At 67.3% G+C, this 12,908-nt stretch carries 9 protein-coding genes and 4 pseudogenes; 6 read left to right on the forward strand and 7 right to left on the reverse strand.

What is annotated here, in order from left to right; translation table 11 throughout:
* Positions 1-119 precede the first annotated feature (119 nt).
* Together FA740_RS18280 and FA740_RS18285 are read left to right on the forward strand one after the other, a co-directional pair.
* A pseudogene (locus tag FA740_RS18280) lies at positions 120-275 on the forward strand (IS5/IS1182 family transposase); the annotation flags it as partial.
* Between the two features lie 127 nt (positions 276-402).
* Complete coding sequence (locus FA740_RS18285) at positions 403-1,419, forward strand: Hint domain-containing protein (protein WP_169306371.1); 1,017 nt, start codon at positions 403-405, stop codon at positions 1,417-1,419.
* Between the two features lie 34 nt (positions 1,420-1,453).
* Here FA740_RS18285 and FA740_RS18290 read toward each other — a convergent pair whose 3' ends face one another.
* The 3 genes from FA740_RS18290 to FA740_RS18300 all read right to left on the reverse strand — a co-directional run bounded on the left by FA740_RS18290 (position 1,454) and on the right by FA740_RS18300 (position 4,658).
* A complete protein-coding gene (locus FA740_RS18290; protein WP_136858254.1) occupies positions 1,454-2,545 on the reverse strand; it encodes an FAD-binding oxidoreductase in 1,092 nt (363 codons plus the stop codon).
* Positions 2,545-3,783 carry an aromatic ring-hydroxylating oxygenase subunit alpha gene (locus tag FA740_RS18295; protein ID WP_136858255.1) on the reverse strand — a complete coding sequence of 413 codons (1,239 nt, stop codon included), beginning with the start codon at positions 3,781-3,783 and terminating at the stop codon, positions 2,545-2,547. Before FA740_RS18295 ends, FA740_RS18290 begins: the two co-directional genes overlap by 1 nt.
* Positions 3,784-3,920: 137 nt before the next feature.
* Entirely contained in the window at positions 3,921-4,658 is a 738-nt protein-coding gene (locus FA740_RS18300; protein WP_136858256.1) for a hypothetical protein, read from the reverse strand.
* A 260-nt stretch (positions 4,659-4,918) separates the two neighbouring features.
* Here FA740_RS18300 and FA740_RS18305 point away from each other — a divergent pair, with 260 nt between their 5' ends.
* Entirely contained in the window at positions 4,919-7,066 is a 2,148-nt protein-coding gene (locus tag FA740_RS18305) for a malate synthase G (RefSeq protein WP_136858257.1), read from the forward strand.
* A gap of 75 nt (positions 7,067-7,141) precedes the next feature.
* Positions 7,142-8,317 (forward strand): annotated as a pseudogene (locus FA740_RS18310) (nucleotide sugar dehydrogenase).
* Positions 8,318-8,571: 254 nt separating this feature from the next.
* On the opposite strand, the gene FA740_RS18315 reads toward FA740_RS18310, so the two are convergent.
* Entirely contained in the window at positions 8,572-9,183 is a 612-nt protein-coding gene (locus FA740_RS18315) for a hypothetical protein (protein ID WP_136858258.1), read from the reverse strand.
* A gap of 145 nt (positions 9,184-9,328) precedes the next feature.
* On the opposite strand from FA740_RS18315, the gene FA740_RS18320 reads away from it, so the two are divergent.
* On the forward strand, positions 9,329-9,592 hold the full coding sequence (locus FA740_RS18320) for a hypothetical protein (RefSeq protein ID WP_136858259.1): 264 nt from the start codon (positions 9,329-9,331) through the stop codon (positions 9,590-9,592).
* Here FA740_RS18320 and FA740_RS18325 read toward each other — a convergent pair.
* From FA740_RS18325 to FA740_RS18335, 3 genes and pseudogenes are all read right to left on the reverse strand, one after another.
* Positions 9,583-10,944: an ABC1 kinase family protein gene (locus FA740_RS18325; protein ID WP_136858260.1), complete on the reverse strand. Its 1,362-nt coding sequence runs from the start codon at positions 10,942-10,944 to the stop codon at positions 9,583-9,585. The two genes, FA740_RS18320 and FA740_RS18325, sit on opposite strands and share 10 nt — an antisense overlap.
* A complete protein-coding gene (locus FA740_RS18330; RefSeq protein ID WP_169306372.1) occupies positions 10,941-11,879 on the reverse strand; it encodes an NAD(P)/FAD-dependent oxidoreductase in 939 nt (312 codons plus the stop codon). The genes FA740_RS18325 and FA740_RS18330 overlap by 4 nt, the downstream gene beginning before the upstream one ends.
* A 78-nt stretch (positions 11,880-11,957) precedes the next feature.
* Positions 11,958-12,680 (reverse strand): annotated as a pseudogene (locus FA740_RS18335) (IS5 family transposase).
* Positions 12,681-12,815: 135 nt separating this feature from the next.
* Between FA740_RS18335 and FA740_RS18340 the strand changes: the two are divergent.
* Positions 12,816-12,908: pseudogene (locus FA740_RS18340) on the forward strand (IS5/IS1182 family transposase); the annotation flags it as partial.

Raw genomic sequence — 12,908 nt, forward strand, 5'->3', positions numbered from 1 at the left:
CCGCGTCGCGCTCATGAACCGCTTCAACGCCCTCGGCACCGCCGAGATCGTCCGCGTGGCCTGACAATGAAGGGGGAAGGGGCAGTCACGCATCAGGCCGCCTTTCTGCAACAACGCCGAGCCGCGTCGAAACGAAGATGCATTGTGTGAAGCTGCTGGGCCAACGCCTGATTGCCAGAGACTTCGACCGTCAGGTTGCCGAGTTTCAGATCCGTGTGGTCGTCCTGAACGGCTTCGCCGCACTCGGCATACCCGTCACTGAAGCCGTGGGATGAGTCTGTCCGGGGGAAGGGGAACCTCGACCCTCAGCCGATTTGTGCAACAGAGCCCCTCAGGGTGAAACAATCCACGACCGCACCCGTAACCCCCGTCGCTAAGAATAGCATGACAGGGAGCCACAGAATGTCGGTCGTCAATGATGTCACAACCCAGAACTATTCGGGGTCGCTGCTCAGCGCCCAGCTGTTGTCCGAGCCGCGCACGCTGCTGCTGAACCGGATCGGCCCACAGGTCACCAACACCGTGACCGACAACAACAACCAGTTGGTTGTCGGAGAGAGCGTCACCCTGGGCGACGGCCGGACGGCCACCGTGCTGGGGTCGGGAACGATCCAGCCCGGCGTGCGGGTGGCGGGCATCGTCGTGCCTCTGGGCTCCTCTCAGCCGGTGGTGCTGGTCCAGACCTCGGGCGGACAGCTGGTGTTCCTCTATCCCGAGGGGGCGCCGAACCTGCTGGGTGCAATCGCGCTGATCACGGATATCCGTCCGGTGGATTACACGTTCCCCGGCGGCATCATCTGCTTTACCGAAGGCACGCTGATCCGCACGCGCCATGGCGATGTCCCGGTCGAGGAGCTGCAGCCCGGCATGCAGGTCTGGACCCGTGACGCGGGCCTGCAGGAGATCGCCTGGACCGGCAGCCGCACCCTGTCGGCCGCCCGTCTGGCGGTCGAGCCGCATCGCCGCCCCGTGCTGATCCGCAAGGACGCGCTTGGGCCGGGGCTGCCAGCGCGGGACATGACCGTCTCTCCGCAGCATCGGATGCTGGTCGGATCGCGCATCGCGCAGCGGATGTTCGACAATTCCGAGGTGCTGGTCGCGGCCAAGCATCTGACCGCGATCCCCGGCATCGAGGAGGCACCGTGGCGCCATGGCGTGACCTATGTGCATTTCCTCTGCGCCGACCATCAGGTCGTGATGTCCGAGGGCGCCTGTTCAGAGACGCTGCATACCGGTCCCGAGGCGCTGAAAGCCCTGTCTGACGTCGCGCAACGAGAGCTGCTGGACCTGTTCCCCGAACTGGCGCTCATGTCGCCTGAGGCCCCGGCCCGGCCCGCGGCATGCCGCCTGTTGAACGGCCGCGAAGGGCGCAAGCTGGCGCAGCGCCATGCGCAGAACGGGATGATGGTTCAGGCCTGACGCCCCTGCCCCCGCCACGACCGGCGGCGGGGGATCACACCTCGACCGCGATCCGGCCCATCGGGTTGGAACAGCAGGCCAGGATCCAGCCCTCGGCGATGTCCTCGTCGCTGATGCCGCCGTTATGGACCATGTGGACCTCTCCGGCGGTCTTGCGGATCTTGCAGGTGCCGCACAGCCCGAAGGTGCAGCCCGACGGGATGTTCAGCCCCGCCCGCTTGGCCACGGCCAGAACCGTGTCGGTCTCGGCGCAGGCCGCGGTCACGCCGCTGGCGGTGAACACCACCTGCGCGCGGGCATCCTGGTCGGGGGCCACGTCGTCGATGACCGGAGCCTCTGATTCGGTGGCGACGGGGGCGCCGAAACTCTCCTGGTGATAGCGGTCCATGTCATAGCCAAGCGCGACCAGCATGTCGCGCACCGCCTGCATGAACGGCTCGGGGCCGCAGCAGAACACCTCGCGGTCCAGATAGTCGGGGGCCATCAGGCCCAGCATCAGGCTGTTCAGGCGGCCTTGATAGCCGGTCCAGGTGCGGAACGGTTCCGGCTCCTCGACGGTCAGGCGGACCTGAAGGCCGGGCACGCGCGAGGCGAACTGCTCCAGCCGCTCACGGAAGATGATGTCCGAGGGGCGGCGTGCTGCATGGACGAACACGATGTCGGTGTCCTGCGCCTGATCCCAGGCCCAGGTGGTCATCGACATCATCGGCGTGATCCCCGACCCGGCCGAGATGAACAGGTATTTCCGGGCAGGATGGCGGTGAAAGCTGAAGATGCCGCCCGGACCAAAGGCCTTGATGCGCATGCCCGGCTGTAGGTGGTCCAGCATCCAGCGCGTGCCGATCGACGTGGCCTGCGCCTTGACCGTGACCGAGATCGACAGCGGCCGCGACGGCGACGAGCTGATCGTGTAGGTCCGCTGAATGTTGCCGCGCGCACCCTTGGCCGGATCGACCGGCAGGTCCAGCGTCACGAACTGGCCGGGCTGATAGTCGAACCAGGCCCCCGACGGCGCCCGAAAGATGAAGGTCGCGGTGTCGCGCGTTTCCGGCACGACCATCACGCATTCCAGCGGCTCGTCGTCGGACCAGGGTTCGGCGGTCCAGTTCAGGCGGGGGCGCGCCATTATTCCGCCGCCATTTGCGCACCAAGCCGTGCGGACATCAGCCCGCAATACCAGTCGATCAGGTGGATCACCCCGGCCTCCTGGCTGGGGGAATAAGGGCCGGGTTCATAGGCAGGGGACAGGATGCCGACCTGGTTCTCCTCGACGACCTGGCGGTCCTCGTCATTGGTGTTCAGCCAGACGCGGGTCAGGGTCTCCAGGTCGTAATCGACCCCCTCGACGGCATCCTTGTGAACCAGCCAGTTGGTCGTGACCTGGGTCTCGGTCGGGCTGATCGGCAGGATGCGGAAGACGATGGCGTGATCGGCCAGGAAATGGTTCCAGGACGAGGGGAAGTGATAGAACATCAGGCTGCCCGCGTCGTTCCAAGGCATGGTCCCCATGCGCCGCGCGACGGCGGCCTTGCCCGACAGGGTAAAGCTTTCCTGATGGTCCATCAGCGGCACGCGCGCCATGCGCCACTGCATGTCGGGGGCGTTGACAAAGCGCGCGGGCAGGCCCTCCGCGTCGCAGCGGTCCCAGTGGGACAGGATCTCGGGGCTGGCGGAATTGGGCCCCTCCATCACCGTCATCAGCGGATCGTCGGAATAGGTGCGGCACAGCGACGGATGGCTGCCGCCGCAGTGATAGCATTCGCGGTTGTTCTCCATCACCAGCTTCCAGTTGCCCTTTTCCACGATGGTCGAGGTAAAGGCGACCTTGGCATCCGCCAGCCCAGAAGGCGCGACATAGCGCATCAGGTTCGCGGCCAGTTCGTTGATGGCGGGCGGCACAGCGGCCAGGCAGATGAAGATCATCCCCTTCAGATCGACGCAATGGACCGATTTCAGGCTGTATTTCGACGGATCGAAATCGGGGCCCATGTCGCGTGCGAACAACAACTTGCCGTCCAGATCATAGGTCCATTGGTGATAGGGGCAGACCAGCTTGGGGTTGGTGCCGTTCGATTTCGCGCAAAGGCGCTGGCCGCGATGGCGACAGACGTTGTGGAACGCCCGGATGCGCCCATCCGCGCCGCGCGTGACGATGACCGGATAATCGCCGACCTGCATCGTGATATAGCTGCCGGTCTTGGGCAATTCGCAGCTGGGACCGGCGAACAGCCATTCGCGGTACCAGATCTGCTCCAGGTCGTCGCGAAACGCCTGCTGGCCGCAATAGAGGTCGCGCGGCAGGGCGTGATCGGGCAGGCGGACGGCGATCAGCTGGGCGGTCGAGGACGGGGAGGTCTGGGTCATGGCGCTGCTCGGGGTCGGGGTGTCGGGGTGCGGACGGGTGGCGTTCGGCCCAACCTAGTCGGCGCGGCGCGGGGGCGCGGCAGAATTGCGACATTCGGCGGCAGAAACAGACATGCCCGCGCTAGAGCAGGCCCCCCCTAGAGCAGCCCTGCTGAGCGTAGCCGCGACAGCTGCTGTCCCGAATGGGGCCCGCGCTCGGACAGCGGGGCGCGCAATTCGTCCATCATGTCGCGCGGGCGGGCGCGGTTGACCGTGGTGAAGAGCGAACTGGGCAGCAGGTCGTCGGTCATCAGACTGGTCATCCACCCCTCGTCGCGCGGCAGCGACCACATCCAGCGACCGGCCTGCGTATGCAGGCGGGCATGGCGCAGATCGACAAAGCCCGCGGCCCCCTCGATCTGGTCCAGCCGCGGCAGGTGGCGGCCCAGCTGGCAGGTGGTGCCGGTGCCCAGCACGTCGACCTTGATCGCGTGGGGGGCGCGCTTGTGGAACATGAAGTTCTTCCACCCCTCCTGCGCCAGCTTGCCCTTGGCCATCCAGGCATTGCCCAGATAGCCCAGCACGTGCCGCTCGGCCGGAAGCTGGTCGAACTGCGCCAGCGTGCGGGTGACGTAATCGGGCGGATAGAGGATGTCGTCGTCGACGGTCAGCACGATGTCGTCGTCGTCCGGGACAAAGGCGAACTTGCCCGCGTCGCGCAGGTCGCGGTCGGGGATCATCGCGGTGATGCGGTCGTCCTGCGCCAGGGCGGGCGGGATGGCATCGTGCTGATTCAGGCAGAGAAACAGGCGGTCCACCTGCGGCAGGAGCGATGCGACGGTCTGCATGAGGATGGCGGAGCGGGGCGGAAAGGTGGCCATGTGGGCGCGGATCATCCCGGTCTCCGGACAGCTGCTGTCGGGACAGCATGGCGACGCGCCCGGCGAAACACAACCGGTGCCTGCCGGAGGGGAAAGCCCACCCGCCCCCCATCGAGGGGGACGGGCGGGCTGCGGGGCCCCCGGACCCCCGCGACCGGGCCGCGAGCGGTGGTTGGGACAGAAATGGAAAAACCTTCCATAATGCTTGGCAAAGCCCGCCCGCTGACGTATCCCAAGAGGCAGACGCCGATTCCCCGCCATCCGAGGAGACCATCATGACCCCCGCCACCCCGCGCCACGGCCTGGACGTCCACCCTGATTTCGCAGCCTTCGTCGAGGATCGGGTGCTGCCAGGCACGGACGTCTCGGCAGATGCGTTCTGGCGGGGCTATGCGGGGTTGCTGGACGGGTTCGCCGAGAAGAACCGCGCCCTGCTGGCCGAACGCGCCACGTTGCAGGCCCGGATCGACGACTGGCACAAGGCGCGCGGCAACCAGCCCTGGGATGCGGCCGCCTATCGCGCGTTCCTGACCGAGATCGGCTATCTGGCCTCGGAACCCGCGCCCTTTGCCATCGACAACGGCACCATCGACCCCGAAATCGCGACCCTGGCCGGTCCGCAGCTGGTCGTGCCGGTCAGCAATGCCCGTTTCGCGCTGAACGCGGCCAATGCGCGGTGGGGGTCGTTGTATGATGCCATGTACGGGTCGGACGTGATGGGCCCGGTGCCGTCGGGCGGGTTCGACGCGGCGCGGCGCGATGCGGTCGTGGCGCGGGCGGCGGCGTTCCTGGACGAGGCGCTGCCGCTGGCCTCGGGCAGCCATGCCGACGTCACCGCCTATGGCGCCGACGACCAGGGCCTGACCGCCACGATCGGTGGGCAGGTCGTGCGTCTGGCCGATCCGGCGGCCTTTGTCGGCACCCGGCGCGACGGGGCCGACACGGGCTATGTCCTGCGCCACAACGGGCTGCATGTGGAGCTGGTGATCAATGCGGACCACCCGATCGGGGCGGCCTCGGCCAGCGGGCTGCGCGACGTGGTCCTGGAGGCGGCGCTGTCGGCCATCCAGGATTGCGAGGACAGCGTCGCCGCCGTCGATGCCGAGGACAAGATCGGCGTCTATGCCAACTGGCTTGGCCTGATGAAGGGCGATCTGGCCGAGAGCTTTGACAAGGGCGGCAAGGTCATGACCCGCCGGCTGGAGGGCGACCGGACCGTCACCCGCCCCGATGGCAGCACCGTGACGCTGCAGGGTCGGGCCCTGCTGCTGGTGCGCAATGTGGGCCACCTGATGACCACCGATGTGGTGCGCAAGGACGGGCAGGACACCCCCGAGGGGCTGATGGACGCGATGGTCACCGTCGCCTGCGCCATCCACGACCTGAAGAAGACCCAAGGCCCGCGCAACAGCCGCGCCGGTGCGATCTATATCGTCAAGCCCAAGATGCACGGCCCCGACGAGGCGGCATTCGCCGACGCCGTCTTCACCCATGTCGAGACCGCCCTGGGCCTGCCCGCCAACACCGTCAAGCTGGGCCTGATGGACGAGGAGCGTCGCACCAGCGCCAACCTGGCCGCCTGCATCCATGCGATCCGCAACCGGATCTTCTTCATCAACACCGGGTTCCTGGACCGCACGGGCGATGAGATCCACACCTCGATGCAGGCGGGGCCGTTCGTGGGCCGCGACGGCATGAAGGCCGCGACCTGGCTGAAAGCCTATGAGGATCGCAACGTGCTGATCGGGCTTGCCGCGGGCATGCGGGGCCGCGCGCAGATCGGCAAGGGCATGTGGGCCAAGCCCGACGCCCTGGCCGAGATGCTGGAGGTCAAGATCGGCCACCCGAAATCGGGCGCCAGCACGGCCTGGGTGCCCTCGCCCACGGCGGCGGTCCTGCATGCGCTGCATTATCACCAGATCGACGTCGCCGCGCGCCAGGACGAACTGGCGGGCGCGGCGCTGCCCGATCTGGACCTGCTGCTGACGCCCGCGCTGGCGGACGGTCCGATCCCGCAGGACCAGATCCTGCGCGAGCTGGACAACAGCGCGCAGGGCATCCTGGGTTATGTCGTGCGGTGGGTCGATCAGGGCATCGGCTGTTCCAAGGTGCCCGATATCGACGACGTGCAGCTGATGGAGGATCGCGCCACCTGCCGCATCAGCGCGCAATATCTGGCCAACTGGCTGGAGCATGGGCTGATCACCGTGGATCAGGTCGAGGACGCGCTGCGCCGCATGGCCGCCAAGGTCGATGCCCAGAACGCGGGCGACCCGGCCTACCGCGCCATGGCGCCCGGGTTCGACGGTCCGGCCTTTCTGGCGGCGCGCGATCTGGTCCTGACGGGGACCAGCCAGCCCTCGGGCTATACCGAACCGGCGCTGCATCGCCGCCGGGCCAAGGCCAAGGCCCGCGCCGCCTGACCCCCCCCCCCCGCGCGGCGGTGGTGGCGCAGCCGCCGCGCGCTGTGCCGCGCGCGGATCAAATAGGGAACCGTGATGTCGGGGAAAATCGTTGCCGTGGCCGGGATCGGCTATGTCGGCCAGTCGAACGCGGTCCTACTGGCCGCATGAAACACGGTGGGCGCGCTCGACGTGAACGCGGACCGCGTGGTCATGCTGAACGCCCGGCAATGCCCGATCATCGATGCCGACATCGCCGACCATCTGGCCACGCGCGACCCGGACCTGACCGCTATGACCGATGCGGCGGCGGCCTATGACGGGGCCGATGTGGTGATCGTCGCGACGCCCACCGATTACGACCCGGTGACGAATTACTTCAACACCACCAGCGTCGAGGCGGTCATCCGCGACGTGACGCTCCATGCACCCGATGCGCTGATCGTTGTCAAATCGACGGTGCCGGTGGGCTTTACCAAGGGCGTTCGGGAGAAGCTGGGCACGCAGAACGTGATCTTCAGCCCCGAATTTCTGCGCGAGGGGCGCGCGCTGCACGACAACCTGCACCCGTCCCGCATCGTGGTCGGAGAGGACAGCCCCCGTGGCCGCGCCTTTGCCGACCTGCTGGCCGAGGCATCGCTGGACGCGGATGTCCCCATCCTGCTGACAGGATCGACAGAGGCCGAGGCGATCAAGCTGTTCGCGAACACCTATCTGGCCCTGCGCGTCGCCTATTTCAACGAGTTGGACAGCTATGCGATGGGCAATGGTCTGGATAGCCGCCAGATCATCGAGGGGGTCGGCCTGGATCCCCGCATCGGCAGCCATTACAACAATCCGTCCTTTGGCTATGGCGGCTATTGCCTGCCCAAGGACAGCAAGCAGTTGCTGGCCAATTACAGCAACGTCCCCCAGAACCTGATCGCCGCCGTGGTCGAGGCGAACCGCACCCGCAAGGACGTGATCGCCGAAGATATCCTGTCGCGCCGCCCGCAGGTGGTCGGCATCTATCGCCTGGTGATGAAGGCGGGGTCCGACAATTTCCGCCAATCCGCCGTGCAGGGCGTGATGAAGCGGCTGAAGGCCAAGGGGGTCGAGGTCGTGGTCTTTGAACCCGCCCTGCCCGACGAGCGATTCTTCGGCTCGCGCGTGATCCGCGATCTGGCTGCGTTCAAGGCCGAGGCCGACGTGATCGTGGCGAACCGTCTGACGGCTGATCTGGACGACGTGACCGACCGCGTGTTCACCCGCGACCTGTTCCGCGAGGACTGACGGGACTGCGGGTGCGATTGTCGGCGGCACGCCCCTGGGGGCCGACATGTCGGGGTGCCTGGCGCCGACGGTCCTTGCGCCTGCCGGATGGGCTGTTGACGGGTTGGGAACGGTTGCTCGGATGCAGTCGACGGGCTTCAGTCGCGCAGGCACCGAATCGGGCTGTCGGGCGGCGGCTGTTCTACTGCTTTGCTCCCGATACAAAAATTTTCATCATTACAACAAGAACATGCATTAAACTCTTGATGCTTTTTCTAAAGCCTCCCGCGCAGCTGCGCCTCGATCCGGCGGCGGCGCCACGAGGAGCGGATCTGGCGCGCATAGAGGTTCTGGGGGCACAGCGACAGGTCATCGCCCTGACCCTTCATCGCAAAGCGGCGGGCTGCGGCGGCGATGCGGCTGTCGGCGGCGGTGATGGCGGCGACCGTCACCTCGACCTCGCGGATGTCCTGCGGCTCCAGCGCGTCGAAACTGCTGTGGCGGGCGCGGTCCAGCAGGTCCAGAACGCTGCCGATATCGACGTGATCGCCGCTTTTGAGCGGGCCCTGCAACGTCGCCTCGCGTGGGGTGGCATGCTGGTCGCGGGCGATCTCGGTCCTGTCGGCGACCGAGGACATGCGCTGGCCGTCGGCGGTCCAGACGGTCAGCATGATCTCCAGCACATAGATCGGCTCGAACCCCAGATTGCTGACCAGGATGCGGGCCGACAGGTCGCGCGCACCGCCCAGATGGATCAGGATCTCGGTCCGACGCTGGCGGCGCAGGCCCGACACGATCACGTGCAGATAGATCATCCAGATCAGCGCCGTCACCGCCGCCATCCCGGCCTGCACCAGCCCGCTATTCTCTGAAATCCAGTCCCACATCGCGTCATTCCCCTGTGCTGCCCGCCCAACACGCCCCAAAGGGCGATGTTCCTGCACGGCGCGATCACAGGGGCATGACCGGGCCCGTGAACCCGGCGGGCGCGGGCCGCGTTCCGCCCAGAACCCCACCCGGAGGAGACCGCCCATGTCCGATATCGACCCCGCCATCCTGGACGCCCGCCTGACCGCGCAGCGCCGCCTGCTGGCGCGTCTGGTCGCCGCGCTGGAGCCCGCAGCCCGCCAGCCGGTGATCGACTGGTTGGGCCAGCGCGAGACCCTGCGCGACGGGCAGGAGGACCCCGGCGCGGTCCCCACTGAAGATGTCGGCCCGGCGCTGGCCACGGCAGAGGAGTTCCGCATGATCCTGCGCCTGACCCAGGACCGCCTGCACGAGACCGATCAGGGCTGAGCGCGCGCCCGCAGCATCTCGTCCAGCGCGTCGGGCCGGATCAGCGCGTCCAGATCGACCCGCGCCCGCAGCCGCGCCAGCAGCAGATAAAGGCCGCCGATCTTGCGGTGCAGGAACAGGATCTCGGGTGGGGGCATCTCGGCGCGGGCGCGGGTGGCGGCGACCTGCATGGCCAGATCGGCCACCTGACGCGGGATGTCGCTGCCCGCCATATCCATCACGCCCCCCGCCCGCAGCGGCGCAAAGGCTAGGTCCATCATCGCCATCAGCATGTCCTGATGGGCGGTGTCGGTGTCGGCGCGGAAATAGCCGATGGCGATGGCGGCCTGGCGGATCGCCTCGCGGTCGCCCGCCAGCGCGGCACGCAGCAGCGCCAGATAGCGCGGGGCCACGGGGGCCGAAAAGCCGCGCGTGGCCCCGAAATCCAGCAGCACGATGCGCCCGCCCGACGGGTGCGCGTCGTCGGGCTGCCAGCGGTAATTGGCGAAATTGGGGTCGGTCTGCATCAGGTCGAACCGGAACAGCTCCTCGATGACCAGCTGGGCCAGATGGGTGGCGGCGCGGTCGCGGACGGGCTGGGGGGCCTCGGCCAAGGTCTCGATGGGGCGGCTGTCGATGAAGTCCATGGCCAGCACGTCGGGCGTGCTGAACTGATCGTCGGGCACCGGCAGCAGGAATTCGTCGCGCCCCGCCAGATTGGCGGCATAGAGGCGCATCTGTTCGGCCTCGCGCGCGTAATCGGCCTCGGCATGCAGCTGGGCGCGGGCCTCGGCGATCAGCGGTGGCAGATCGACGCCCGGGGGCAGCAGGCCGGGGATCCGCATCAGCAGCGCCATGTTGTCGATATCGCTGTCGATGCTGGCCCGCACGCCGGGATACTGCACCTTGATCGCCAGGTCGCGCCCGTCGCGGGTCAGGGCGCGATGCACCTGCCCGATCGAGGCCGCCGCGATCGGGCGCACCTGAAAGCGCTGGAAATGGCGCAGCCAGCCCTCGCCCCAGGCCGCGTCCAGCACGCGCTGCAGCTGCTTGGGGGGCATGGGGTCTGCATCGGCGCGCAGGCGGGCCATGATCTGCGTCAGCTCGGGCGGCAGGAAATCGCCCGCCTCCATCGAGATCAGCTGACCCATCTTCATCGCCGCCCCGCGCATTTGCGCCAGTTGGCCCGCCAGGCGCGCGGCATTGCCGGGGGTCATGAACATGTCGTGCGCGCGGGGGCGCTGGCCGGTCGCCAGCTGCCGCGCGCCGGTGGCCAGCGCGCGACCCCCGATGCCCCCCGCCAGCCCGCCAAGGCGCAGCATCCGCGTCAGGCGGCCCTGGGGGACGGCGCGGGGGGTGCGGTCGTCGGTCATGCGCGGGCCAGCAGATGGGCCGCCATCGCGCGCCCGCTGGCCCAGCCATGTTCCACCAGCGGCCCAAGCGCCCAGTCCCCGCCCACGACCAGCCCCGCCGCGTCATGGGCCAGAAACGGCTGCCCCAACGGGCGGTCGGTCTGCGAATACAGCCAGCGATGCGCCGCAGCGTGGTGCAGATGCGCCGGGTCCGCGCCCAGCAGATCCAGCAGCTGCGGCGCAATCATCTGCGCCAGATCGGCAAAGGGCAGGTCGATATGGTTCATGCTGTAATCGGGCGCGGCCTGCACCACCCAGGTGGTCAGCGGCTGGTCGTCGCGCCCCGGCTTGGCGCTGTCCTGGGCGACCCAGGCCAGCGCGTCCTGTCCCTCATGCGTGGCAAAGGGGCGCGGCGCGGCGAGGTCCAGCCCCACCATCACGGTGATGTTGGCGCGGTAACGGACCTGCGCCAGCGGCCCCGACAGCGGGTGATCGCCCCCCAGCAGATCGCGGGCCTGGGGCGCGGGAATGGCCAGCACGACCCGGTCGGCGTGGTGGTCGATGCCCTCTCCGCCCAGATGCCAGCCCGCGCCGTGGCGCCGCAGCGCCGTGACCATGGCGCCCGACCGGATGTCCAGCCCCTGCGCCAGCGCGCGCGGGATCTGCACCATGCCGGGCGTGCCGACGATGCCCGCTGTTTCGGGCCAGGGCGCGGCGTCGCCCGCATCCACCAACCCGCCCAGCAGCGCTGCGAAATCGGGGTCCGAGGCCGGCAGATATTGCGCGCCGTGATCGAACCGCAGGCCCGCGTCGGTGCGCCGGGTGGCCAGCCGCCCGCCGATGCCGCGCCCCTTGTCGAACAGCGTGACCGTCAGTCCCGCCGCGACCAGCGCCCGCGCGCAGGTGATGCCGGTGATGCCCGCGCCGATGATGGCCACCTTGACCCGTTCGCCCATGCGCTGTCCTTTTGCCGGTTTTTCCCAACAGGACAGACTGTCGCGCCGGGTGCAAGGCGGCATTCTGTCCGGTGGGCCCTAGGGCCTGTTGACGTTCATTTGATCTGAATGACTGGCTGCAATCGAGATGAACGCTGTGAAGCTTGCGTCTGTTTTGCACGAACGCATAGCGATGCCCCGGTTTTCCTGCAGCTTTCCAACGTAATTCTCGATCAAATGTCGCCATTTGTAGGTGTCCTTGTCGAACGCGGCAGGAAACCGTGGGTTTGCTTTTGGCGGAATGACCGGGACAGCGCTGCGTTCACTCAGCTCGGCTCGCAGCCAATCGGCATCGAAGGCATGCTCGGCGAGCAGCTGGTCAGCACTGAGGCCACTGATCAAATCTGGCACCGCACGCAGATCATAGGCTTGCCCCGGCAGTAGGCGGAAATCGACAAGGTTCCTAAGGCCATCCGTCAACGCCAGTATCTTGGTCGTCATGCCGCCCCGCGAGCGCCCTATTGCCCGGCTTTGAGTCTCCCTTTTGCGTCCTGTCCAGAGCGGTGGACCTTGACGATAAGGATCTAAACATTCTGCAGAAAACGTCAGCCTTCACCCATAGGCAAAAACGCTTGAACGCTGAATTCCACTTGCCGAACGCGTCGGGCAATTCGCGCCACAGGGCTCCTGTCCGCACGATCCAAAGGACCGCCTCGACGAACAGACGCGGATCGCGCCCCGATTGGCCGGGATCGGACCGTTTACCAAGAAGAGCGGTTCAATGATCGCCCATTGGGCATCGGTCAGGGCACGTCGGGTCAAGGTTACTCTCCACTTTTTGCAACCTTGAATCAGAACTCAGCCGAAGTGTGAATCCTGAACGTCAACGGACCCTAGGCCGTGTTGACAAAAGGGATTCACAACGCGGTGCGGGCATGATTCAAGCTGGTATCTGCGATCGAGACCAGCTTGGCACGAGACCTGATGTCGGATGAGGAATGGGCGTTCTTTGAACGGTTTATCCTGGCGGTCCGTGCGCCGAACGGGCGC

Origin of the sequence: Paracoccus hibiscisoli (genome assembly GCF_005048265.1) — a bacterium.
Classification (GTDB): domain Bacteria; phylum Pseudomonadota; class Alphaproteobacteria; order Rhodobacterales; family Rhodobacteraceae; genus Paracoccus; species Paracoccus hibiscisoli.